Source organism: Planosporangium spinosum (assembly GCF_049999945.1).
GTDB lineage: Bacteria > Actinomycetota > Actinomycetes > Mycobacteriales > Micromonosporaceae > Planosporangium > Planosporangium spinosum.
In genome coordinates, this window is the sequence record NZ_JBLYUB010000002.1 from 434,822 (window position 1) to 458,351 (window position 23,530).

Consider the following 23,530-nt stretch of genomic DNA (forward strand, 5'->3'; position numbering starts at 1 on the left):
GATGAGCATGGATCCCAAGGTGGCCGCGGAGACCGCACCGGTACCGGTCGAGGACGGACCGACCGAGCAGGAGTCACTGTCGCGTGGCCGGCTCGTACTACGGCGGTTCCTGCGCAAACGGCTGGCCGTCGCCGGACTGGTCGCCCTGGTGCTGCTGTTCCTGCTGGCCTTCCTCGGCCCGTACGTCAGCCCGTGGACCTACGAACAGAAGGACTTCGAGGCGTTCCTGTCCCCGCCGTCGGCGAGTCACTGGTTCGGCACCGACCAGATCGGCTCGGACCTGTTCGCGCAGACCATGCGCGGCATGCAGAAGTCGCTGATCATCGGGCTGCTGGCGGCGCTGATCGCGACGGGCGTCGCCGCCGTTGTCGGGGCCAGCGCGGGGTACTTCGGGGGCTGGGTCGACCGGGCCCTGATGTGGGGCGTCGACCTGCTGCTCGTCCTCCCGTCGTTCCTGATCCTGGCGCTGCTGTCGCCGCAGTTCCGCGGTAAGAGCTGGCTGCTGTTCGTCGTCCTGCTGGCCGGGTTCGCCTGGATGATCACGTCGCGGGTGGTCCGCGGCATGACGCTGTCACTCAAGGAGCGCGAGTACGTGGAGGCGGCCCGCTTCATGGGCGTACCCGCATACAAGATCATTCTTCGCCACCTGCTACCGAACATGTCGTCCCTGCTGATCGTGGACGCCACCGTCAACGTGGCCGTCGCGATCATCGGCGAGGCCAGCCTGGCGTTCTTCGGCTTCGGCATCCAGCCACCGGACATCTCGCTCGGCACGCTGATCGCCGCCGGCAGCGTCGCGTTCCTCACCGACAGCTGGCTGTTCCTCTTCCCGGCCGGTTTCCTGGTCGCCATCGTCCTGGCGGCCAACCTCGTCGGCGACGGGCTGCGGGACGCCTTCGACTCGACGTCGACCACCTCCCGAGGGTCGCACTGATGACCCGGCCCACGCATCACCGCCGCCCTACGCATCACCGCAAGGAGACATGGTGACCGCCGTCCGCAACGAACCGGCCCGCCCGGACGCGACCGCCGACCCCGGGATCGTGCTCGAGGTGAACGATCTGCACGTCAGCTTCCCCGGCGAGGGGGGCGACGTCACCGCGGTCCGCGGACTGTCCTACGAGGTACGGGCCGGTGAGGTGCTGGGCATCGTCGGCGAGTCCGGCTCCGGCAAGTCCGTCTCGTCGCTGGCCGTGATGGGACTGCTGCCGCGCAACGCCCGGGTGAGCGGCTCGGCCCGGTACCGCGGCAGGGAACTGCTCGGCCTGGACGACCGGGCCGCCTCCGGCATCCGCGGCAAAGAGATCGCGATGGTCTTCCAGGACCCGCTCTCGGCGCTCACGCCGGTGTACCCGGTCGGCGACCAGGTCGCCGAGGCGCTGCGCATCCACCAGGACATCCGCAAGGACCTCGCCGCCCGGCGCGCGGTCGAACTGCTCGACCTGGTCGGCATACCCAATCCGAAGCAGCGGGCGCTGGCGTTCCCGCACGAGTTCTCCGGCGGTATGCGGCAGCGGGTGATGATCGCCATGGCGATCGCGAACGACCCGGATCTGATCATCGCCGACGAGCCGACCACGGCGCTCGACGTCACGATCCAGGCGCAGATCCTGGAGGTGCTCAAGACCGCGCAACGGGCGACCGGGGCGGCGATCGTCCTCATCACCCACGACCTCGGTGTGGTGGCCGGCTTCGCCGACCGGCTCCTGGTCATGTACGCCGGTAAGGCCGTCGAGACCGGCTCGACCGAGGAGGTCTTCTACCGCGCCCGCATGCCGTACACGCTGGGCCTGCTCGGCTCGATCCCGCGCCTGGACGCGACCGGACGGCAGCCGCTGACCCCGGTGGAGGGCAGCCCGCCGTCGCTGGTCAACCTCCCGCCCGGGTGCCCGTTCGCGCCCCGCTGCCCGATGGTGCGCGACGTCTGTACGCAGACGGAGCCGCCACTCATCCGGATGCCGAACTCCGGCGACCGGCACTTCGCGGCCTGCCACCGCAGCGACGAGATCGAACGGTCGGAGCTGACCGGTACCGACATCTTCCCGGCCCCGACGCCGCCGGAGTCCGCGGTGGACCGGGTCCCGCGCGCGCAGCGGCCGGTGGTGCTGGAGGTCACCGACCTGGTCAAGCACTACCCGCTCACGAAGGGCCACGTGTTCCGGCGCAGGGTCGGCACGGTCCGGGCGGTGGACGGCATCACCTTCGACATCCGGGAGGGCGAGACCCTCGGTCTGGTCGGCGAGTCCGGCTGCGGCAAGACGACCGCGCTGACCGAACTGCTGCGCATGGTACGGCCGCAGGCCGGCCGGGTCGTCGTGCTCGGCAAGGACACCGCCTCGATGTCCACCCGGGAGCGGTTCGCGATCCGCCGGGACGTGCAGATCGTCTTCCAGGACCCGTTCGCCTCGCTGGACCCGCGCATGCCGGTCGGCGACATCATCGCCGAGCCGCTGCTCACCCACGGCGTACCGGCACCCACCCGGCGCCAGGAGGTGCGGAACCTGCTGAAGCTGGTCGGCCTGTCCCCGGAGCACGCCGGCCGGTACCCGCACGAGTTCTCCGGCGGGCAGCGCCAGCGCATCGGCATCGCCCGCGCGCTCGCGCTCAGGCCCAAACTGGTGGTGCTCGACGAGCCGGTGTCGGCGCTCGACGTGTCGATCCAGGCCGGCGTCATCAACCTGCTCGAACGGCTCAAGGTCGAGCTGGGACTGTCGTACCTGTTCGTGGCCCACGACCTGTCCGTGGTACGCCACATCGCCGACCGGGTGGCGGTGATGTACCTGGGCAGGATCGTCGAGGGTGGACCGGTGGACCGGGTGTTCGACGCACCGTCGCACCCGTACACGCAGGCGCTGCTGTCGGCCATCCCGCTACCGGATCCGCTGAAGGAGCGGCAGCGCAGGCGGATCATCCTCGAAGGCGACCTGCCCAGTCCGGCGGATCCGCCGTCGGGCTGCCGGTTCCGCACCCGGTGTCAGGTGTTCGCCGGCCTGGACGAGTCCCGCCGCCGGGCCTGTATCGAGCAGGAACCGCCGCTGGCGCCCGGCACCGGCGACGAACGACGGCCCGACACCGCAGGCCCCGACACCGCAGGCCCCGACACCGCAGACCACCTCGCCGCCTGTCACTACGCGCGCGTGGTGGACGTGCTGTGACGGGGTCCGGCGGCGCGCCGAACCGGAACAGGCGAACCGGAACAGGCGCGCCGAACCGGAACAGGCGAACCGGAACAGGCGCGCCGAACCGGAACACCCGAGACCGCAAACCCCAAGAGGACTGTCGAGCAGATACGGGAGGATCGATGAAGCGAAGGGTAGTGCTCGCCACGATCGTGGCACTGTCGGTGTCCGGCGTGGCGGCGTGCGGCGGCGGTGGCTCCGGCGCGAAGACCCAGCCGCAGGCGAAGGCCGGCGTCAACGACATCGCGGCCACGCCGCGGGACCAGGTCAAGGACGGCGGGCAGCTGGTCTGGCCGCTGGCCGGCATGCCGCCGAACTTCAACTACAACCAGGTCGACGGCGTGCTCAAGGACAACTCCGACGTCATGAACGCGCTGCTGCCGCTGTTGTACCTCACCGACGCGGCGGCCAACCCGATCTGGAACAAGGACTACCTGGCGGAGGAGGCGAAGCTCCAGACCGACCCGAAGCAGGTCGTCACCGTCACCCTCAACCCGAAGGCCACCTGGTCGGACGGCACCCCGATCACGTGGGAGGACCTCCAGTGGCAGTGGAAGGCCAACAGCGGCGCGGACCCGGCGTACCTGATCTCGTCGTCCAACGGCTGGAAGGAGATCGAGAGCGTCACGAAGGGCAAGGATGACCGGCAGGCCGTCATCACCTTCAAGAACAAGTACGCCGACTGGCAGAGCCTGCTCAACAACCCGCTCTACCCGAAGTCGACCAACAGCGACCCGAAGGTCTTCAACGAGGGCTGGGTGGAGAAGATCCCCGTCACGGCGGGCCCGTTCAGGTTCGAGGCGCTGGACAAGACCGCGAAGACCCTCACGATCGCCCGCGACGACAAGTGGTGGGGAAACAAGGCGAAGCTCGACAAGATCGTGTACAAGGCGGTCGAGGACAACGCGCGGCCCGACGCGCTTGCCAATGGCGAGATCGACTTCATGGAGATCGGCGCGAACGTCAACAACTTCAAGCGCGCCAAGGCGCTGGCCGACAAGGTGGACCTGCGCCGCGCGGGTGGCCCGAACTTCCGCCACATCACCATCAACGGCTCCCGGCCGCACCTGTCGGACGTGAACGTCCGCAGGGCCCTCGCCCTGGCCATCAACCGGGAGACGATCGCCAAGGCGCTGCTGGAACCGCTGGAGCAGGAGCCGAAGGTCCTCAACAACCACATCTTCATGACCAACCACTCCGCGTACCAGGACAACGCGGGCGAGCTGAGCAAGGCCAACCCGGAGAAGGCCAGGCAACTGCTCGACGCGGCGGGCTGGAAACTCGACGGCGGCGTCCGCAAGAAGGACGGCAAGCCACTGGAGATCAACTTCGTGATCCCCGCGAACGTGCAGGCCAGCAAGCAGGAGTCCGAGCTCATCCAGGCGATGCTCAAGGAGGTCGGCGTCACGGTGACCATCAAGACCGTGCCGGTGGCCGAACTGTTCGACAAGAACCTGCGGCCCGGCAACTTCGACATGACCGTCTTCTCGTACATCGGCACCGCGTTCCCGACCAGCTCGTCGGAATCGATCTACAAGAAGCCGGTCACCGGGGCCAACGGCGAGGTGCAGGTCGAGCAGAACTACGCCCGCATCGGCACCGACGAGATCGACGCGAGTTTCCAGAAGACCAACAGCGAGCTCGACAAGGCCAAGAACCAGGAGCTCGCGAACAAGACCGACGCCCTGATCTGGGACGAGGTGCACTCGCTGACGCTGTACCAGCGCCCGGACCTGTGGGCGGTCAAGAAGGGCCTGGTCAACTTCGGCGCCTTCGCGTACGCCAGCGCCATCTACGAGGACCTGGGATACACGAAGTGACCTGATACGGACCCGGCGGGGCCCCGCGTAGCCGACCGGCCGCGCGGGGCCCCGCCGGGTACGGACCTCGACTAGCTGGCGTCGAGCCGGGCCACCAGCGTGGCCGGGGCCACCACCCGGTACGCGTCCTCGCACAGCTCGGCGATCTCGTCCCAGTCCAGGTCGACGTCGAGCCGTACGCCGACCCAGCCGCGCCCGCCGACGTACGGCGGGCGGAAGAACCGGTGCGGGGCGTCCGCGACCAGCTCCTCCTGGGCACCGGCCGGCGCGGCGCACCACAGGTGCGGGAACCGGTTGTCGTGGTGGCCGTCGGCCATCAGGGTGACGAACATGCTCGTGCCGCGGACGAACCAGCTGGGTGCGCCGTGGCTCTCGCGCTCGGTGGCCTCGGGGAGCGCGCCGCAGATGGCGCGCATCATGTCGAGTACGTCAGGCTCGCTCACGCGGGCCACCGTACCTCATGATCTTCGATCCACTTCCGCCCCGTCGGCGACGACCCGGCGGTCGTCGGGCAGGCGCCGGGTGGCGCCCCTGCGGTCCAACAGTTCCAGCAGCGGCACGGCGACCCGCCGGGTCGTACCGAGCGCCTGGCGGGCGTCGCTGAGCGTGAACGGCTGGGGCAGCCGGGTCAGGACCGCCGCGGCTTCGTCGAGCGCACCGGGCAGCAGGACGACACCATCGGCGACGCGGACCAGCGCCCCGGCCCGTACCGCCGCGGCCAGCTCGCGCGGGCCGAGGCCGAGCCGGGCCAGCCGGGCCGCCTCCGGCGCGCGGAACGGATCGCCGGCGAGGTCGGCGCGGATCCGGTCGACCGCGTCGGCGACCGGCGCCGGCAGGCTGCCGTCCTGCCCGGCCAGAGCGATCCGGCCCGACCGCGCCACCAGCGGCGGCACCACGAGCGCGTCGACGAGGGCACGGTCCGGCAGGCCGAGGGCGTGCCGCAGCGCGTCGACCGGCGCACCGGGCTCGAGCGGGTGTTCCCGGGCGTAGCGGGCCGCCTCCTCGGCCAGCCGCGTGCGCAGCGCCGACCAGTGCTCCGGGTCGGCCAGCCAGTCCCCGACGATCGGGGTACCCGTCACCGGCACGCCCATCCGCTCCAGCGCGGCCCGGCGCGCCAGGCCCCGGCGGCGCAGCTCGTCACCCTGCGACGGCACTCCATCCATGGTGGACAGTTCGCGGGCGCGGGCCGCGGCGGCGCCCCGGCGGCGCAGCGGCGGCGGGGCCACGTCGAGGACGGTCACCCCGCCGGCGACGTGGTGGCGGCCCGGGTCGCGCAGCAGCGCGCGGTCACCGATCCGCAGCGGCAGCGCGGTGGCCAGCCGCAGCCGGGCGGTGTCCGCACCCAGCGGACGGACCCGTACGGCCACGGCCGCGGACCCGACGTGCAGGGTCAGCGCGGCCGGCAGGTCCGCGACCGGGTCGCCGGCCAGCCGGACGTCCACGACGTCGGTGCGCTGGAACCGGCCCGGCGTGACGAGCGCGTCGCCGCGGGCCACCTCGTCGCGCTCGACGCCGCGCAGGTTCACCGCGACCCGCGCCACGGCCGTCGCCTCCGTCACGGGCGCGCCCAGCGCCTGCAGGCCACGTACCCGTACCTGCCGGCCGCTCGCGGCCAGTTCCAGCTCGTCGTCGCCGGTCAGCCGACCGGCGCCGAGCGTACCGGTGACCACCGTGCCGGCCCCCCGGATGGTGAAGGCACGGTCGACCCACAGCCGCACCGGCGCGTCGACGTCGGGCGCGGGCAGCCGGGCCACCAGGGCGTCGAGGGCGGCGCGCAGGTCGTCGAGGCCGGCGCCGGTGACCGCGCTGACGGCGACGGTGTCGACCGTACCGAGCGAGGTCGCCGCGATCCGCTCCCGCGCCTCGGCCGCCGCCAGCGCCGGGTCGAACAGGTCGCTGCGGGTGACGACGAGCAGTCCGTGGCGCACCCCGAGGGCGTCCAGCGCGGCCAGGTGCTCGGCGGACTGGGGCATCCAGCCCTCGTCGGCGGCGACCACGACGAGGGCGGCCGGTACCGGTCCGACCCCGGCGAGCATGTTCGGCACGAACCGTTCGTGCCCCGGTACGTCCACGAACGCGACCACCTCGCCGGACGGCAGCGCCGTCCAGGCGAAGCCGAGGTCGATGGTCATGCCGCGGCGGCGCTCCTCGGCCCACCGGTCGGGCTCCATCCCGGTCAGCGCGCGTACCAGGGTGGACTTGCCGTGGTCGACGTGCCCGGCGGTGGCGATCACGTGCACGCGGACTCCACCACGTCGGCGGCGCGACGCACGGCGGCGGCCACGTCCGGGTCCGCGTCGTCGGGTACGCAGCGCAGGTCGAGCAGGAGCCGGCCGCGCTCGACCCGGCCGAGGACCGGCGGCTCGCCGGTACGCAACGGCAGCGCGAGCCGCGGCGGCAACGACACCGCCCACGAGTCCAGTTCCAGCCCCGGCGCCCCTCCCCCGCCGACGACGGCCGCCGTCCGGGTGATCTCCGCGCCGAGGTCGCCCAGCACGTCACGCAGCCGGTCGGCCCGTACCCGCAGCCGGTCCGGGTCGACGCGCAGCGCCGCCCAGGTCGGTGACACCGGTCCGCGCAGCGTGGCCTCGAGCGCGGCGAGGGTGAGCTTGTCGACGCGCAGCGCCCGCGCGAGGGGGTGCCGGCGCAGCCGCTCGACCAGGTCGGCGTCGCCGAGCAGGAGGCCGGCCTGCGGACCGCCGAGCAGCTTGTCGCCGCTGGCGGTCACCAGCGCCGCGCCGGCCCGCAGGCTCGACGCCGCGTCCGGCTCGTCGGGCAGCAACGGGTCGGGGGCGAGCAGTCCGGAGCCGATGTCCGCCACCACGGGTACGCCCAACCCGGCGAGGTCGGCCACCGGTACCGCGGACGTGAACCCGGTGACGACGAAGTTGGACGGGTGCACCTTGAGGATGAACCCGGTGTCCGGCCCGACCGCCGCGGCGTAGTCGGCCGGCGCGGTCCGGTTGGTGGTGCCGACCTCGCGCAGCCGCGCACCGGTCGACTCCAGCAACGCGGGCAGCCGGAACCCGTCGCCGATCTCGACCAGTTCACCCCGGCTGACGATGATCTCCCGGCCGGCGGCGAGGGCGGTCGCGGCCAGGACGAGCGCGGCGGCACCGTTGTTGACCACGTGCACCCCACCCGCGTGGGGTACGGCGGCGCGCAGCGCGTCGAGCGCGCCCCGGCCACGACGGGCCCTCCGGCCGGTGCTGAGGTCCAGCTCGACGTCGGTGTGGCCGGCCGCCGCGATGACGGCGTCGACCGCCGCGGCCGACAGCGCGGCCCGGCCGAGGTTGGTGTGCAGGACCACGCCGGTGGCGTTGAGGACCGGGCGCAGGCTCGACGACCCGCGCGGCAGGGCGGCCACCACCGCGTCGGCGACCTCGTGGGGCGCTATCTCGCCGCGCCGGGCCCGGTCCTGCGCCGCGTTCACGATCTCCTTGACCCGGTCCGGACCGAGGGTGGCCGCGGCGGCGACGAGCCGGGTGTCGGAGAGAACCACGTCGGTCCGCGGGACGAGCCGGCGCGGGTCCACCGCCACCTCCGGTGGGCGCTTCGGCGGAGACGGCCTTCGCACAGCCAGACCCTACATCGACCGGCCGCCGCGGGTACGGCGGCGGCCCACGGCCGCCGCGCCCGTCGCCTCGGCGGCGGCCCACGCCCACCGCGCCGGTCGCCTCGGCAGGTGGTCCCGGCCGGACGGGACTTTCGACCCTGCCGACCCCGACGCCCCGGGCGTGTGCTGAAACCAGGCCTGCGGGACGAGCGGGAGAGCCCAACTGGGGGACAGTTGAGCTGAGAGGCCGAGGCACCTAGGGGCTGGACGGCGATCCCCAGACACCTGATCCGGGCAATGCCGGCGGAGGAAGATCGCCTCGCGGGTCGCTTCCCGGCCGCGTTCATGTCGATCATGCGCGGGAGAGGAGCGGCAGGTCGCCATGGCCACACGGACGCGGCCACCGGTGCTGGTCGGCCTGGACGGTTCGCCGGAGAGCGGGTTCGCCGTCGACACCGCCGCCGCGGAAGCGTGCCGGCGCGATCTGCCACTGCGGCTGGTCTGTTGCTCCGGTCCACGCGGCCGGCACACGTCCGCCCAGTACCCGTGGCACCCGGTCGCCGCCGTGCGGGTGCTCGCCCGGACCGCGGAGCGGATCCACCGCCGCATGCCCGGGCTCGACGTCGGCACGGCCGTACCCGGCTGCGACCTGGGTACGGCGCTCGTCGACGGGTCCCGGGGCGCCGCCCTGGTCGTCGTCAGTCACCGCCACACCGGCGGCTACGACCGCCTGTTCGACCGGTGGCTGAGCCATCGCGTCCTGACCCACGCGCACTGTCCGGTCCTCGTCGCACGGACCGGCGGCGGCGCCGCGATCGGGCGGCCCGGAGACCGACCGGTCCTGCTCGGTCTCGACGGCTCCGAGCACAGCACCGCGGCCGTGCCGCTCGCCTTCGAGGAGGCCGAGCTGCGGCGGGTACCGCTGCGCGCGGTCAACGTGCACTGCGTGTGCGCGCGGGCCACGGCGGAGGTCGTCAGGGCCGGGTTCGACGGCGACGGCCACCGGCGCCCCGGCCATGATCCCGCCGGGCACGGCGCTGGCGGGCACAGCGGTAGCGGCTATGACGCCGACGGGTACGACAGTGGCGGCTACGACGCCGACGGGTACGACGACTGCGGCTACACGGCGGCCACGGCGCAGGCGTGCGCCTGCGACCTGGTCGCCCGGGCGCTGGCCGGCTGGGCCGACCGGTACCCGCGGGTCAAGGTCCTGCTCGAACCGGTGTACGCGCCGGACGTCGCGGCCGACCTGGTGACCGCCTCCGCCGCCGCCGACCTGGTCGTGGTCGGCACCCGGGGACGTACCGCGCGGACCAGCCTGCTGCCCGGCTCGGTGACCCGGGCGCTGGTCCAGTACGCGCACTGCCCCGTGCTCGTCACGCACGCCGGTTCCGGAGACGGCCCGCCGTGGAGACCCCGGCCCCGCGGCGGGAGCTCGGCAGAGAAGGTCGCGGCGACCGCCACCGCCGCCGCCTCCCGGCCGACGGTCGTGGCGCTCCCAGCCGGCGGGCCGGACCCACGCGGCTGACCGGGCGGTCGGCGTGCAGCGGCGGCACCCGGGTCGTACCGGCCGGTGCCCGCGCGGCCGGCCGCGCGGGGTTGTCGTCGCGATGGCGGCTCACGGCAGGGCCTCCCTGGCGTCGACGGCCGACCAGCTGACCATGAGTAGCGTCGCGTCGTCGTGCAGCGGCCCGTACTGGTGCGCGAGCACGTCGTGGGTCAGCCGGCGGAGTGTCTCGGGTACCGGTAGCCCGGCAGCCGCGTGCCGTTCGGCGAAGTCGATCAACCGGTCCAGCCCGAACTCCTCCCCCCGCTCGTTGCGCGCCTCGGTGAAGCCGTCGGTGTAGAACAGCAGCCGGTCGCCGGACTCCAGGGGCAGCTCGGCGATCTCGATGGCCGGGTCGTCGAGGCCCAGCGGCATCCGCCGGCCCCGGTCCAGCGCCGCGACCACCTTCCCGCCCCGCAACAGCACCGGCGGCGGGTGTCCGGCGTTGAGATAGCGCAGGGCGCCGGTGACCAGGTCGATCTCCGCCAGGACCGCGGTGACGAACCGCTGGTCGGTGAAGCTCTCGGTGAGGGCCGCGTCCGCGGCGCGGGCCATCGCGTACAGCCCGTGCCCCGCCACCCGGGCGGACCGGATCGCGGCCAGCGCGACCGCGGCGGTGAGCCCGGCGTGCAGGCTGTGCCCGACGGCGTCGAAGATCGCCACCCGGGCGACGTCGATGTCGACGGCGTAGTCGAACGCGTCGCCGCCGATCTGGTAGATGGGCTCAAGGATCGCCGAGCACACCATCTGCTGGGTGGCGAAGGTCGACGGCGGCAGCAGCTGCCGCAGCAACTCCGAGGCGGTGGACAGGGGCCGGGACCGCCGGGTCCGTACCAGGCTGTCGCCGTACCTGCCCTTGGTGGCCACCAGGTGCCCGACGAGTGCGGCCAGCAGCTCCAGTCCGTCGCGCACCACCGGGTCGCCGGGGTCGAACCGGTCGGGCAGGGCCACGTCGAGCACCCCGAGCCGTTCGTTCCCGTCCAGCAACGGGACCCACAGCCGCCACGGCCGCGCGGCGGCCGGCAGCGACGAGACGGTCATGAAGGCCCGGCCGGCCAGGGTACCGTCGACCGGCAGCGGCGCGGGCATCGGCTTGCCCGGCTCGGACAGCGCGCGCAGGGTCCGCTGTTCGAGATCCACCAGGTAGATGGCGATGTCGATACCCAGCGGGTGGACCGCTGTGTTGACCACCCGCATCAGATCGCTGGGCTGCGCGAGCCGGCTGCCGCGCAGTACCTCGGTGATCGCACCCTGCCATACCTCGGGGCCGGCTGCCATCCATCCACCGTATGCCGTCGCATGCGGCTACCGCCCGGCCCGCCGGCACCGGCCGGCACGGGGTTCGTACCGGCCGGAGCGTACACCGATCGGCGGTATCCGGGTTCGCGCCGGCCCGGTCGGCGAGACGGCGGAGCTAGACTTCTCGGGTTCCGTGACGCCCGAACCGTCGTCACAGATGAGGAGGTCGGATGGACACCACTGGCGTCGGCATCGGACCGGCTCGCCTGGAGCTGCGCCGGTCGATCGACGAGACCGGCCAGGTGCGTCTGACCATGATCGGCGAGGTTGACATCAGCAACCTCGAACAGCTTCACACGGCGATCCACGACGTCGTCGCCGAACCCGAGGTGACGAGCCTGGTGCTGGACCTCCAGCCGCTGGACTTCATCGACTCGGCCGGTGTCCAGGTCCTGTTACGCGCCAAACGGTCGGCCGAGCGGCGCCGGGTCTCCTTCGGTGTGGTCAACGCCCACGGCAAGGTGCTGCGGGTACTGACCATCCTCAACCTGCACGGCTATCTGGTCGCGCCGGGCCCGGTCCCGCGCTGACCCGACCCGCGACGCGCGGCCCTCGGCCGCATCTCCCCTCCCAGCTACTTGTCAGGTAACCTCCACCTGCTTCTGAGCACGCACGGGCAGTATTTCACTTATGATCTTTTTGCGATCCGCCACTGAACCACGAATGCGCGCCACCGGCGCGCCACCGGGCGAACCTGCCCCGGCCGCGACCCCCGCGCGGGCTCGGCTGGCGGCTCGCCCCGTGACCGGGAACGCAGCGCTGTCGTGAGTGATCTCGACTGCGCGCCCGACCGGCTGGGCCCGTCCCGCCGACCGCGGGCGGTCTCACCGGTACCGCACCCACGCCAACCGGCTACCCCCGGCGCCACGCCGGCGGGTACGACCGCCGTCCCCAGCGGCAGCGCCATGAGCGGAAGCGACGCCGGCACCACCGCAGCCGGCACCGCCGAGGCGGGTACCGGCGGCGCACCGGGCCGGCCCCGCAGCCGGTACCTCGACGCTCTGCGTACCGCGGCGATCGTCCGGGTGTACCTGCACCACGCCCTCTGGGTCGGCTGGCTGACGCTGCTGTTCCCGTCCCTGTCGGTCATGTTCGCCCTCGCCGGCTGCCTGACCGCGTCGTCGCTGGACCGCCGGGGCAGCGTCGGTACGGTCAGCAGCCGGATGCGCCGGCTGCTGCCGCCGCTGTGGGTGCTGGCCATGGTCGCCACGCCGGTGATGTTCGCCCACGGCTGGCTGACCGACGCCGACAACCCGCTGCACTGGCCCGACCTGGCCTGGTGGATCCTGCCGCTGGCCAACCCCCCGGCCAGCGCCTGGGGGCTGCCGTTCGCCCTGGCCCTGTGGTACCTGCGCGCCTACCTGTGGCTGGTGCTGCTCTCCCCCGCCCTGTGGTGGGCGTTCCGCCGCTGGCCGCTGGCGACGCTGGTGGTACCGCTGACGGCTGCCGCGCTGTTCCATTCGCCGCTGGTCAACCTGCCCGCCGACAAGGTCACCGACGTGGTGCTGTCCACCGCGACCTACGGCACCTGCTGGCTGATCGGCTTCGCCCGGTACACCCGCCAGCTCGACCGGATACCCGGCTGGGTCTGCGGACTCGTCGCCGCCGCGCTGGCCGGCTCCGGACTGGCCTGGGCGGGGCTGCACCGGGGCGTCACCGCGCTGTCCGAGGATCCCCTCGCCGACCTGCTGTGGGGCACCGGTTTCGCGCTGGCCCTGATGCGGCTGCGGCCCACGATGGCCTGGCTGGGCCGGGCACCGCGGTTGAACCGCCTGGTGAGCGCCATCAACGCCCGCGCGGTCACCATCTACGTCTGGCACCTGCCGGCGCTGTTCGCCACCGGCGCGCTGCTGCGGCTGACCGGGTTCGAGTCGGACGGTTACGCCGGGGCGGTCGCGACCCTGACGGTGGGCAGCGCTCTGACCGCGGTGGCGGTGCTGGCGACCGGCTGGGTCGAGGACCTCGCCGCCGCCCGCCGGCCCTCCGTCATCCCCACCGCCGGCCGGCGCCCTCGCGCCGACAGCCGGGCGACCGGGACGGCCGCTGCCGCGACGGCGGCCTGACCGGCGCGGCAGCAGGCTCTGGCAGCGAAATCGGGGCGCGGGCAGGAATGTCGTTGCTTCGTCAAATATCCCGGTACGCTCGTCCCATGACCGACGCGTCCAGGCTCACCCCCACGTCGCGGCCGGCGCAGCCGGGAGGCGACAGGCCCGGTTGGGAGCACGACGGGCCCGGAAGCGGGTACGACGGGCCCGGCCGGGAGTACGACCGGTCCGGCCCGGCCCCGGTCCGGGAGCTGCTGCCCGGCGTGCCCGTGGCGCTCGGCGGGCCGCGCGGCCTGCGGGTCACCCGGACGCTGCCGAACCGGGTCCGGCGGATGGTCGGTGCGTGGTGCTTCGTCGACCACATCGGTCCGCAGCACCTCACCGGCCGGCCCGGGATGCGGGTCGCCCCGCATCCGCACACCGGCCTGCAAACGGTCACCTGGCTCGTGGCCGGCGAGGTGCTGCACCGCGACAGCCTCGGCAACCACCAGCTCATCCGGCCCGGCGAGGTCAACCTGATGACGGCCGGCCTCGGGATCTCCCACTCGGAGGAGACGCCCGCCCGGCACTCCCCCAGCCTGCACGGCGTCCAGCTGTGGACCGCGCTGCCCGACCGGTACCGCCACACCGACCCGCACTTCGCCCACCACGCCGACCTGCCGGTGCTGCGGGACGCGGGGACCACCGTGACCGTCGTCATGGGCGAGTTCGCCGGGGTCACCTCGCCCGCCCGCACGTACAGCCCGCTGGTGGGCGCCGAGGTCACCCTCGACGATGCCAGCGGTACCCACCTGCCGCTCGTGCCCGACTTCGAGTACGCCGTGCTCACGCTGTCGGGCACCGTGGTCGTCGACAACGTCCCGCTCACCCCGGGCCCGCTGCTCCACCTGGGGACCGGTCGGTCGCGGTTACCGGTACGCGCCGACCGGGCCGGCCGGATCCTGCTGCTCGGCGGCGAGCCGTTCGACGAGCGGATCGTCATGTGGTGGAACTTCGTCGGTCGCGACCACGACGAGATCGTCGCCGACCGCACGGACTGGATGTCCGGCCGGCGCTTCGGCACCGTCCACGGCTACGACGGCGACCCGCTGCCCGCCCCGCCGATGCCGACCACCCGGCTCATGCCGCGTGGCCGGCACCGGTGATCCCCGTCCGGCCGCAACGGCCCGGCAGAGCGCTGACGGACCGGCTGCGCCGCTCCGGTACGGCGCTGGCGGACCGACTGCGCCGCTCCGGTACGGCGCTGGCGGACCGACTGCGCCGCTCCGGTACGGCCCTGGCGGACCGGCTGCTGCGACGGCGGGCGGTGGACGCCGCCGGGCGGCACCGGCTGGCGACGGCCCGACTGCTGCGGTACTTCCGGCCCCGGGACGGGCGGTGGACCACACCGACGGGCGAGGCGTGGCAGCCGGCCCTGGCGATCGAGGCGGTGGTCGACGCGTACGAGCGCACCCGGGACGCCGCGTACCTGGCCGTGATCTCGACGTCGTTCACCCGCTACCGCGGCCGGCGGTCGCGCTTCTACGACGACGACGGCTGGTACCTCAACACCTGGCTGCGCGCCTACGACGTCACCGGCGACCGCGGGTACCTGGCGGAGGCCGAGGCGCTGTTCACCGAGGTGACCGGAGGCTGGGACGACGTCTGCGGCGGTGGCCTGTGGTGGAACACCGACCGCGGCTACAAGAACGCCATCACCAACGAACTGTTCCTGCTCGCCGCGGCGCGCCTGCACCGCCGGGCACCGAACGGTACCGGGCCGGGCAGCTACCTCGACTGGGCGTCGCGGGCGTGGGCCTGGTTCGACGCGAGCGGGATGATCAACGCTTCGCACCGGGTCAACGACGGCCTGGACCGGAACTGCGCCAACAACGGCGGTAACACCTGGACCTACAACCAGGGCGTGATCCTCGGCGGCCTGGTCGAGCTGTGGCGCGTCACCGGTGACGACGGCTACCTGGTCCGGGCCCGGCAGATCGCCGACGCCACCGTCGCCGCGACCGGTAGCACCGGCTCGGTGCTGGCCGAACCCGGCGAATCCCGGATGACCGGCGCCGACGGGCACGTCTTCAAGGGGATCTTTGTCCGGAACCTCGCCCGGCTGTACGCCGCCGACCCCGCGAGCCGGCCGTCCTACCGGGCCTTCCTGGCCGCGAACGCGGACACGCTGTGGCTCGAGGGCCGTACCTGGCGCAACGGCTTCGGGTTGAGCTGGGGCCGCCCCGCCGCCGGCGTCAACGCGGCCACCCAGACCGCCGGCACGCTGCTGCTCGGCACGGTCGCCCTCCTCGACGCCGGCGGCGGGGCGGACGCCGGGGCTTCCGCCTGAGTTCACGGGACCGGCATCACAACCATCTCCGCTCAGGTCGGTCCCCTCCGTGCCGATAGGCGCCCCGGGTTCCATCGTCGGAGAGGGTGTTGCCGGGTGAGCATCGCGGAGCGGGACACGTACCCGTCTGGCCGGACGCCACCCGCGGAGACGGCGGCCGCCATCGACGACGGCGGCACCGCACCGGGCGGTGACGCCCGACGCACCGGACGGCACGATGGCCGGCACGACGATCTGCACAACGGTCGGGATCCCGCGCGTCCCGGCACCATGCTGACCGCACCGGACCTGACGTCGGCGGCGGCGCTGCTCGCCCGGCTGGCGGCGGCCGGCCGTGACGCGCCGGAGAGCGTGGTGCTGAGCCGGGACGCCGTGGTACAGACCGCCCGGACGCTCCAGCAGTTGCAGACCGCCATCGACAACATTCCCGCGCCCATCTTCAGCAAGGACATCGACGGCGTGTACGGCGCCTGCAACAAGGCGTTCGAGGCGTACGTGGGGGTGGGTCGCGGCGACATCATCGGGCGTACCGTCCACGAGATCTGGCCCGCCGAACTCGCCGACGTCTACGCCGAGGCCGACCGTGCCGCCCTGGCCGCCGGCGGCAGCCAGATCTACGACGCCCAGGTGCGCTACGCCGACGGTTCGGTCCACGACGTGACCTTCTACAAGGGCGTGTTCACCGACGACCGGGGCAGGCCGCAGGGGCTGGCCGGCGCGATCCTCGACATCACCGACCGGCGGGCACTGGAGGCCAAGCTGCGGGCCCTCGCCGACAGCGACCCGCTGACCGGGCTGGCGAACCGGGCACTGTTCTCCCGCCGCCTCGACGAGGCGGCCGCCCGCGCCGACGCCGACCACCGGCCCGCCGTGCTCCTCATCGATCTGGACGACTTCAAGCTGATCAACGACAACCTCGGCCACGACGCCGGCGACCGGCTACTGGTGGCCGCGGCGGAGGTGGTGCGCCGCAGCGTACGCGACGCGGACACGGTCGCCCGGCTCGGTGGGGACGAGTTCGCCGTGCTCATGGAGGACGCCCGCGCCGACGAGGTCGAGCCGTTGGTCCGGCGGATCCTCACCGCGCTGGCCGGCCCGGCCGACAGTCACCCCCTCGCCGTACGGGCCAGCATCGGCGTGGCGTACGGCCGTGCCGGTGAGCGCGGCGCGGACCTGCTGCGCCACGCCGACATCGCACTGTACGCGGCCAAGGACCGGGGCAAGGGCGAGTGTGTCTTCTACCGGCCCGACATGAAGGCCCGCGTCGTCGAGCAGGCCGCCCTGCTCGACGGGCTGCGCCACGCACTGGCCGGCAACCAGCTCCACCTGGAGTACCAGCCGATCGTGACCATCGACGGCGGCGCCCTGGTCGCGGTGGAGGCGCTGGTGCGCTGGCGGCACCCCACCCGGGGGCCGGTACCGCCGGGTGACTTCATCCCGGTCGCCGAACACGGCGGCCTGATCGTCCCAATCGGACGGTGGATCCTGGAGCGGGCCTGCGAGCAGGCCGGCCACTGGCAGCGCACCGCGGCGCCGCACGCTCCGTTCGCCACGCACGTGAACGTCTCCGCCCACCAGCTGCGTGCCCCGGGGTTCGTCGACGACGTCCGCAACGCGCTCGCCGCCACCGGGCTGGACCCCGCCGGCCTGGTCGTCGAGATCACCGAGACAGCCATGGCCGACGATGCCGCGGCCGTCGAGGCGCTGCGGGCCGTACGCGGCCTGGGGGTGCGCGTGGCCCTGGACGACTTCGGAACCGGCCAGTCGTCACTGGGCGTCCTGGCGAGCTGCCCGGTGGACCTGATCAAGGTGGACAAGTCCTTCGTCGACCACATCACCGGTTCCGACCGCCACGCCGCGGTCGCCCGCGCCGTCCTCGGGCTGGCCGGCACGCTGGGCATCGAGGCCGTCGCCGAAGGCGTGGAGAACGCCGCGCAGGCGCGGTGCCTGTACGACATGGGGTACCGGCACGCACAGGGATTCCACTTCGCCCGCCCGATCTCCGGCCACGGGGTGGACCGGCTGCTGACCGGCACCCGCAGCGCACGGTTCGGTACGGGCGGCTGACGGTTCGGTACGGGCGACTGACGGTGCCGGCCAGACACCGCCAGCCGGACCGGATGTCACCCGGCGTCCATTGTCCACGGACCGGGGCGGTAAACCCGGCGCGCGGCACCGCCTTCCCCTCCCGGACCCGGACCCGGGCCGTGGGACCGACGGGCCGGCAGCGAATCGATCGACACCAACCACCCTGAAATCCATCTCCGTAGATCGAATCGGCCACCGGGGACGTCCTTTCGACCTCCGTTGGCTCGCCTGAAGTTGTCCTTAGATGCCTGTTTCGTCGTCCCGCCCGCCCCTACCGTGACGGACACGCCCGGTCGCTCCACGCGCACCGGTTCCGGCTCGGTCACCGACGACAACGGAGGACAGGCAGATGAGATCCAGGATCGGCCGCCGTCATGAGGTACTGCTCGGCGCCCTGAGCGTCGCGGCGGTGGCCGCGACGGTCGCGCTGATGGGCAGCGCCAACGCCTCGACGTCGGGCGGCGAGATCCGGGCCGCCGGGGCGCCCGGCGCCGTACCGGGCAGCTACCTGGTGGTCTTCAAGGACACCATGGTCGCCACGGCGGCGGTCGGACCCACGGCCCGGGGCATGACCGCCAAGCACGGCGGCAGTGTCCGGCAGACGTGGAGCGCGGCCGTACACGGCTTCGAACTGCGGTCCGACGAGAAGACCGCGCGCCGGCTCGCCACCGACTCCAGGGTCGCGTACGTGGAGCAGAACCAGGTCGTCCGCACGCTCGCCACCCAACCCAACCCGCCGTCGTTCGGCCTGGACCGGGTCGACCAGCGCAGCCTGCCCCTCAACCGCGCGTTCACCGCCCCCAGCACCGCGGCGAACGTGAACGCGTACATCGTCGACAGCGGCATCCGGGTCACCCACGCCGACTTCGGCGGACGGGTGACCTTCGCGTTCAACGCCACCGGGGACGGCATCGACACCGACTGCAACGGCCACGGCACACATGTCGCCGGTACGGTCGGCGGCTCCTCCTTCGGCCTGGCGAAGGCGGTCCGGCTGTTCGCGGTCAAGGTGGTCGGCTGCACCGGCGCCGGTGACGTCGCCAGCATCGTCAACGGCGTCAACTTCGTCACCCAGAACGCGGTCAAACCGGCGGTCGCGAACATGAGCCTCGGCGGCGCCGCCAGCGCCACCCTCGACCGCGCCGTCAACGCCTCGATCGCCTCCGGCGTGACCTACGCGATCGCGGCCGGCAACGAGAACCAGAACGCCTGCAACGTCAGCCCGGCACGGGTACCCGCGGCGATCACGGCCGGCGCCACCGACCAGACCGACCGGCGCGCCTCGTTCTCCAACTTCGGCACCTGCGTCGACCTCTTCGCCCCCGGCGTCAACATCCGCTCGGCGTCCAACACCGCCGACAACGCCAGCCAGTCGCTCAGCGGCACCTCGATGGCCTCCCCGCACGTCGCCGGCGCCGCGGCCCTGGTACTCGCCCTGCACCCGACGTTCACCCCGCAACAGGTCCGCGACAGCCTGGTCGGCAACGCGACGCCGAACGTGGTCACCGGCGCCGGTACCGGCTCACCGAACGCCCTGCTGTTCGTCGCGCAGAACTGACCCCCGCCGGGAGCCGGCCCGCCCCGACCGGCTCCCGGCGGCTCAGACGTCGCGGCCGGACGGTACCGGCCCCACGTAGACCCACCGTCCGTCCTCGCGTACGAAGCGGCTGCGCTCGTGCAGGACACCCGATTGCCCGTGCTGGCGGTAGTGTGCGCGGAACTCGACGGCCCCGTCGGCGTCCAGCAGCCCGCCACCGGTACCGCCGAGGATCTCCAGCCGCGACCACCGCTGCCCGGGGTCGAACCGGAGCTGTCGCGGCCTCGTCGTGGAGTGCCAGGTCCGGAGCAGGTACGGGGCGTCGCTGACGGCGAACGCGCTGAACCGGGAGCGCATGAGCAGCTCGGCGGTCGCCGCCGTGGCCTCGCCGCGGTGCAGGCGCCCGCAGCACTCCCGGTACGGCTGCCCGAGCCCGCAGGGGCAGGGTGAGGTCGGGTCCGGGGCCACCGTCCGGGGCACGTCTCGTCTCGCCACCCACTCATTGTGACGCGGTGCCCCGGCCCGACCCGCTCTCCCCGCCGTCACCGAGCCGCCGGCCCGCATTTCGATCAGAATCGCCGGGAAGGCGAGGAACACGCCGCCCACCCGGGGGCCGAGCAGCGCGGCGGCCGCACCGGCGAGCGCGGACACGCCGGCGAACCGCTTCGGCGTCAACGATCCGGTCGCGGCCACCGCGAACGGGTTGCCGGCCGGCACCGGCCTCCCGACCGATGCCGGTCCACCGGCCGACACCGGGCCTCCTGCCGGCACCGGTCTACCCGCTGACGACGAGCGCCTGCGGCGCGGCCTGCTTCATCCGGCTACGCAGCCAGGCGCGCTGCCGGGCGGTCTCGCCCTTGCAGCGACTGACCACGTCGAGCAGGTCATGGTCGCGCGCCCCCTGAGCGGCCTGGCCGATCGGGACCGTTCGACGATCCGGCCCATCGCCGTGTCCCAGTCGGTCTCGACCAGTTCGCCGCCGACCCGTACCAGGGGCCGGGTCAGCCGGTCGGGGCTCGCGTTGGCCTGCCAGCCGTGCAGGTCCTTGGGGTCCAGGCGCCCGCGGTTGACCCGGTCGGCCGCCCGCCCGCGCACCCCGACGATGCGCCCACCCTCGACCGCGATGTCCAGCGCGTCACCGTTGGAGTGCAGGATCGACGCGGCCTGCACCCACCGGTCGACGTCGCGGGAGTCGACACCGGGCGCGAGGTGGGTGTCGACCCGAACCGGCCAGTCGCCCTCGTACGGTGTGCGTGGACCCCAGGGGTCCGCGATCCGGTCCACCCCTGTCCGCACCGTCCGCGCTCCCTGACTCGACGTGCCGCGCTCCCGCGACCGAAACTCGGTGCGCTGAAACTCGGTGCGCTATGCAATGAAGCGCCGATACCCCGCTGTCTACGCATGCAAACGTGACGATGCCGGACGGTGGCGGTGGAGGCGGGTAGCGACCGCGCCCGGCAGTGGTGGCGGGTAGCGACCGCGCCGGACGGTGGCGGCGGGTAGCGACGGGTCGATCGGGTCGCGGCGGCACCGTGTAGCGGCGGGTCGATCGGGTCGCGGCGGCACCGTGTAGCGGCGGGTCGATCGGGTCGCGGCGGCACCGTGTAGCGGCGGGTCGATCGGGTAGCTCACGGGTATGGACGTACCGCAACTGGTCGACCGCGAGGTCGTCTACAACGGCAAGATCATCACCGTGCACCGCGACACCATCCGGCAACCGGACGGCGGCACCGTCGTCCGGGAGGTCGTCGACCATCCGGACTCGGTGGCCGTGGTCGCTCTCGACCCGCAGGAACGGGTCCTCCTGGTGCGCCAGTACCGCCACCCCGTCGGCGAGTACCTGTGGGAACTGCCGGCCGGCCTGCGCGACGAGGCCAACGAGTCCACCGTGGACACCGCGCGGCGGGAACTGGCCGAGGAGACCGGCACCGCCGCGCACCAGTGGCACACCCTCGTCGACCTGTACCCGAGCCCGGGAATGAGCGGCGAGCGGGTGCGCATCTTTCTGGCCCGGGACCTGCACCCGGCCACCGGCGAGCACCGGCCCGACGCCGACGAGGGCGACATCACCACCGACTGGGTACCGCTCGACGAGGCGGTACGCCGGGTGCGCACCGGCCGGATCACGAACGGGCTCGCCGTGGCCGGCCTGCTCGCCGCCGCGTTGGCGCGCACCACCGGCTTCACCGACCTGGTCGAGGCCCACTGACGGAGTCGAGGCCCACTGACGGAGTCGAGGCCCACTGACGGAGTCGAGGCCCACTGACGGACCGGTCCGCGCATCCGGGGTGGCAGCCGGCGGGAAGATCCACGCAATGTCGCCGACATTGCTGCTTCCCGGAGCGGGGATGCCGCAATGTTTGCGGCATTGCGCGGATCTTGACTCGGCGTCTCGGGTCGCCGTCGCCACCCGTCCGGGCTTCGGGCCGACAGGTCAGCCGGTCGGACGGTACCGCCCGCCCTGGTGGACCCTCCGGGACAGCCTTCCAGACTTGGTTTATTAACGGCAGAATTAGCAATTCCCCTGTATCGGTGAACTTTGGATGTTGCTCCGCAAAATGGGCGCCGTTCCTCATTACGTTCTGATCGACCGCCGTTGTCAGGTCGCCTCCGCGACCGCGGCCGGTCGCCGCCGTGCGCGGGCCGGGCGCCACGTCGCCCGAACCTGCCGACCGGACCGGTAGGCGGCGCAAGGGCACCTAAGGAGCTGCCGTCCGTGGCACCGCAGACGCATCGTGACCGGCCCCGCCGGACGCTACGATCGTTGGTGGCCGCCCTCGCCGCCCTGGCGGTCGCGGTAGTACCGACGACGCACGCCTACGCGGAACCCGACCAGTCGACGGTCGAGGCGCAGATCGACAAGGCCTGGAACGACCTCGAGCCGCTCGTCGAGCAGTACAACAAGGTCCACGCCGAACTCCAGGCCAACCAGGACCGGGCGGCCGCCCTCCAGCGGGAACTGGTACCGCTCCAGCTCGAGGTCGACGCGGCGATGGCGAAGGTCAGCAACCTCGCCGTCCAGGCGTACAAGGGCGGGCCCACGTCGACGCTCAACGCGCTGCTCACCACCGGGTCACCCGCCGCGTTCGCCGACCAACTGTCGCTGCTCGACGCCATGGCCCACGACAAGCGGACCCAGATCAACGGCGTGCTGGCCGCCCGCGACCGGTACACCGCCGAGAAGAAGTCCGTCGACGACCTGGTCGCCCAGCAACGCCGCCAGGACGCGGAACTGGCCGCCCGGAAGGCCCAGATCGAGCAGCACCTGGCCGACCTGCAGCAACTGCGCCAGCAGGTGACCACCACCGCCCCCCACCCCAGCGCCACCAAGCCGGTGGCGTGCCCGGTGGAGTACTCCGGCGGGCCGGGCGGCGCCGCTGCCAAGGCGGCCTGCGGCCTCATCGGCAAGCCGTACATCTGGGCCGCCACCGGCCCCAACGGCTACGACTGCTCCGGACTGACGCTCACCGCCTGGTCCGCCGCCGGCGCGTCGTTACGCCACTACACCAGCTGGCAGTGGCAGCAGACCAGACCGGTCAGCCGCGCCGACCTGCGCCCTGGAGACCTGGTGTTCTTCTTCCGCGACCTGCATCACGTGGGTCTCTACGTCGGCGACGGGTGGATGGTCCACGCACCGCAGACCGGCGACGTCGTACGCATGGCAAGGATCGACAAGATGCCCGTCGCGGGGTACCGCCGGCCGGCATGATCAGGCAGCGGGCCCGGCGACGGTCGCCGGACCCGCTGCCCGTCACGTATCAGGCGTCGCCGGGACGGCACCCCAGCGTCTCGGCGACGCCGGCGGTAGCCATCAGCCGCGCCACGGTCGGATTCGGATTGGCGACCCGCAGCGAAGCGCCAACCCGGTTCGCGTCGCGCTGCACACCCAGCAACGCCACCAACGCGGCGTCGTCCATGGCCGTCACCGAGGCGAGGTCGACCACCACGCGCGACGGTTTGGCCGCGACGACGTCCCCGGCCAGCCCGTGACACAAGGTCTCCGTCGAGGCCGAGTCCAGCTCGCCGCGCACGTCGACCATCATCGTGCCGTCAATCAACCGATGCGTTTTCACCAGACCACTCACGGCCGCCTCCTCAATCTGTGCCGTCCTGGCGGCCAACCCCGGTTAC

Annotated in this window: 19 protein-coding genes; 12 read left to right on the forward strand and 7 right to left on the reverse strand. The window is 72.9% G+C overall.

What is annotated here, in order from left to right:
* Position 1 precedes the first annotated feature (1 nt).
* The 3 genes from ACNTMW_RS04760 to ACNTMW_RS04770 all read left to right on the forward strand — a co-directional run bounded on the left by ACNTMW_RS04760 (position 2) and on the right by ACNTMW_RS04770 (position 4,999).
* Positions 2 to 934, forward strand: coding sequence for an ABC transporter permease (locus tag ACNTMW_RS04760; RefSeq protein ID WP_426632100.1), 933 nt, complete (start codon positions 2 to 4; stop codon positions 932 to 934).
* A 49-nt stretch (positions 935 to 983) separates the two neighbouring features.
* Entirely contained in the window at positions 984 to 3,155 is a 2,172-nt protein-coding gene (locus ACNTMW_RS04765) for an ABC transporter ATP-binding protein (protein ID WP_426632101.1), read from the forward strand.
* A gap of 146 nt (positions 3,156 to 3,301) precedes the next feature.
* Positions 3,302 to 4,999, forward strand: a complete 1,698-nt coding sequence (locus ACNTMW_RS04770) for an ABC transporter family substrate-binding protein (protein WP_426632102.1) — start codon at positions 3,302 to 3,304, stop codon at positions 4,997 to 4,999.
* A gap of 71 nt (positions 5,000 to 5,070) precedes the next feature.
* Here the strand turns inward: ACNTMW_RS04770 and ACNTMW_RS04775 are convergent, their stop codons facing one another.
* From ACNTMW_RS04775 to selA, 3 genes are read right to left on the reverse strand one after another with little or no spacing between them, the layout of a single operon-like run.
* A complete protein-coding gene (locus ACNTMW_RS04775; RefSeq protein ID WP_426632103.1) occupies positions 5,071 to 5,442 on the reverse strand; it encodes an MmcQ/YjbR family DNA-binding protein in 372 nt (123 codons plus the stop codon).
* 15 nt (positions 5,443 to 5,457) lie between these two features.
* Complete coding sequence (selB, locus tag ACNTMW_RS04780; RefSeq protein WP_426632104.1) at positions 5,458 to 7,239, reverse strand: selenocysteine-specific translation elongation factor; 1,782 nt, start codon at positions 7,237 to 7,239, stop codon at positions 5,458 to 5,460.
* On the reverse strand, positions 7,230 to 8,540 hold the full coding sequence (gene selA, locus ACNTMW_RS04785; RefSeq protein ID WP_426632152.1) for an L-seryl-tRNA(Sec) selenium transferase: 1,311 nt from the start codon (positions 8,538 to 8,540) through the stop codon (positions 7,230 to 7,232). Before selA ends, selB begins: the two co-directional genes overlap by 10 nt.
* 397 nt (positions 8,541 to 8,937) lie before the next feature.
* On the opposite strand from selA, the gene ACNTMW_RS04790 reads away from it, so the two are divergent.
* On the forward strand, positions 8,938 to 10,083 hold the full coding sequence (locus tag ACNTMW_RS04790) for a universal stress protein (protein ID WP_426632105.1): 1,146 nt from the start codon (positions 8,938 to 8,940) through the stop codon (positions 10,081 to 10,083).
* A gap of 90 nt (positions 10,084 to 10,173) precedes the next feature.
* Here the strand turns inward: ACNTMW_RS04790 and ACNTMW_RS04795 are convergent, their stop codons facing one another.
* Positions 10,174 to 11,379 carry a PP2C family protein-serine/threonine phosphatase gene (locus tag ACNTMW_RS04795; RefSeq protein ID WP_426632106.1) on the reverse strand — a complete coding sequence of 402 codons (1,206 nt, stop codon included), beginning with the start codon at positions 11,377 to 11,379 and terminating at the stop codon, positions 10,174 to 10,176.
* A 191-nt stretch (positions 11,380 to 11,570) separates the two neighbouring features.
* Here ACNTMW_RS04795 and ACNTMW_RS04800 point away from each other — a divergent pair, with 191 nt between their 5' ends.
* The 6 genes from ACNTMW_RS04800 to ACNTMW_RS04825 all read left to right on the forward strand — a co-directional run bounded on the left by ACNTMW_RS04800 (position 11,571) and on the right by ACNTMW_RS04825 (position 19,420).
* Positions 11,571 to 11,930 carry an STAS domain-containing protein gene (locus ACNTMW_RS04800; RefSeq protein ID WP_426632107.1) on the forward strand — a complete coding sequence of 120 codons (360 nt, stop codon included), beginning with the start codon at positions 11,571 to 11,573 and terminating at the stop codon, positions 11,928 to 11,930.
* A gap of 234 nt (positions 11,931 to 12,164) precedes the next feature.
* Positions 12,165 to 13,463, forward strand: a complete 1,299-nt coding sequence (locus ACNTMW_RS04805) for an acyltransferase family protein (protein WP_426632108.1) — start codon at positions 12,165 to 12,167, stop codon at positions 13,461 to 13,463.
* Positions 13,464 to 13,549: 86 nt separating this feature from the next.
* The gene (locus ACNTMW_RS04810) at positions 13,550 to 14,590 is read left to right on the forward strand and encodes a pirin family protein (protein ID WP_426632109.1); all 1,041 of its coding nucleotides are present in this window, start codon (positions 13,550 to 13,552) and stop codon (positions 14,588 to 14,590) included.
* Positions 14,587 to 15,774 carry a glycoside hydrolase family 76 protein gene (locus ACNTMW_RS04815; protein ID WP_426632110.1) on the forward strand — a complete coding sequence of 396 codons (1,188 nt, stop codon included), beginning with the start codon at positions 14,587 to 14,589 and terminating at the stop codon, positions 15,772 to 15,774. The genes ACNTMW_RS04810 and ACNTMW_RS04815 overlap by 4 nt, the downstream gene beginning before the upstream one ends.
* Before the next feature lie 96 nt (positions 15,775 to 15,870).
* Entirely contained in the window at positions 15,871 to 17,841 is a 1,971-nt protein-coding gene (locus ACNTMW_RS04820) for a putative bifunctional diguanylate cyclase/phosphodiesterase (protein ID WP_426632111.1), read from the forward strand.
* Between the two features lie 370 nt (positions 17,842 to 18,211).
* Positions 18,212 to 19,420, forward strand: a complete 1,209-nt coding sequence (locus ACNTMW_RS04825) for a S8 family peptidase (RefSeq protein WP_426632112.1) — start codon at positions 18,212 to 18,214, stop codon at positions 19,418 to 19,420.
* 42 nt (positions 19,421 to 19,462) lie between these two features.
* Here the strand turns inward: ACNTMW_RS04825 and ACNTMW_RS04830 are convergent, their stop codons facing one another.
* On the reverse strand, positions 19,463 to 20,116 hold the full coding sequence (locus ACNTMW_RS04830) for a YchJ family protein (RefSeq protein ID WP_426632113.1): 654 nt from the start codon (positions 20,114 to 20,116) through the stop codon (positions 19,463 to 19,465).
* A 96-nt stretch (positions 20,117 to 20,212) separates the two neighbouring features.
* Complete coding sequence (locus ACNTMW_RS04835) at positions 20,213 to 20,695, reverse strand: hypothetical protein (protein WP_426632114.1); 483 nt, start codon at positions 20,693 to 20,695, stop codon at positions 20,213 to 20,215.
* A gap of 340 nt (positions 20,696 to 21,035) precedes the next feature.
* Between ACNTMW_RS04835 and ACNTMW_RS04840 the strand changes: the two genes are divergently transcribed.
* Together ACNTMW_RS04840 and ACNTMW_RS04845 are read left to right on the forward strand one after the other, a co-directional pair.
* Positions 21,036 to 21,608, forward strand: a complete 573-nt coding sequence (locus ACNTMW_RS04840) for an NUDIX domain-containing protein (protein WP_426632115.1) — start codon at positions 21,036 to 21,038, stop codon at positions 21,606 to 21,608.
* Positions 21,609 to 22,115: 507 nt separating this feature from the next.
* Positions 22,116 to 23,108: a C40 family peptidase gene (locus tag ACNTMW_RS04845; protein ID WP_426632116.1), complete on the forward strand. Its 993-nt coding sequence runs from the start codon at positions 22,116 to 22,118 to the stop codon at positions 23,106 to 23,108.
* A gap of 49 nt (positions 23,109 to 23,157) precedes the next feature.
* Here ACNTMW_RS04845 and ACNTMW_RS04850 read toward each other — a convergent pair whose 3' ends face one another.
* Positions 23,158 to 23,484 carry an STAS domain-containing protein gene (locus tag ACNTMW_RS04850; protein WP_426632117.1) on the reverse strand — a complete coding sequence of 109 codons (327 nt, stop codon included), beginning with the start codon at positions 23,482 to 23,484 and terminating at the stop codon, positions 23,158 to 23,160.
* Positions 23,485 to 23,530 lie beyond the last annotated feature (46 nt).

Bases quoted from the DNA above. Each gene is read 5' to 3' on its own strand.
- ACNTMW_RS04790 (WP_426632105.1), top strand. From the start codon at position 8,938: ATGGCCACACGGACGCGGCCACCGGTGCTGGTCGGCCTGGACGGTTCG.
- ACNTMW_RS04810 (WP_426632109.1), top strand. From the start codon at position 13,550: ATGACCGACGCGTCCAGGCTCACCCCCACGTCGCGGCCGGCGCAGCCG.
- ACNTMW_RS04765 (WP_426632101.1), top strand. From the start codon at position 984: ATGGTGACCGCCGTCCGCAACGAACCGGCCCGCCCGGACGCGACCGCC.
- ACNTMW_RS04825 (WP_426632112.1), top strand. From the start codon at position 18,212: ATGAGATCCAGGATCGGCCGCCGTCATGAGGTACTGCTCGGCGCCCTG.
- ACNTMW_RS04760 (WP_426632100.1), top strand. From the start codon at position 2: ATGAGCATGGATCCCAAGGTGGCCGCGGAGACCGCACCGGTACCGGTC.
- ACNTMW_RS04800 (WP_426632107.1), top strand. From the start codon at position 11,571: ATGGACACCACTGGCGTCGGCATCGGACCGGCTCGCCTGGAGCTGCGC.
- ACNTMW_RS04840 (WP_426632115.1), top strand. From the start codon at position 21,036: ATGGACGTACCGCAACTGGTCGACCGCGAGGTCGTCTACAACGGCAAG.
- ACNTMW_RS04795 (WP_426632106.1), bottom strand. From the start codon at position 11,379: ATGGCAGCCGGCCCCGAGGTATGGCAGGGTGCGATCACCGAGGTACTG.
- ACNTMW_RS04770 (WP_426632102.1), top strand. From the start codon at position 3,302: ATGAAGCGAAGGGTAGTGCTCGCCACGATCGTGGCACTGTCGGTGTCC.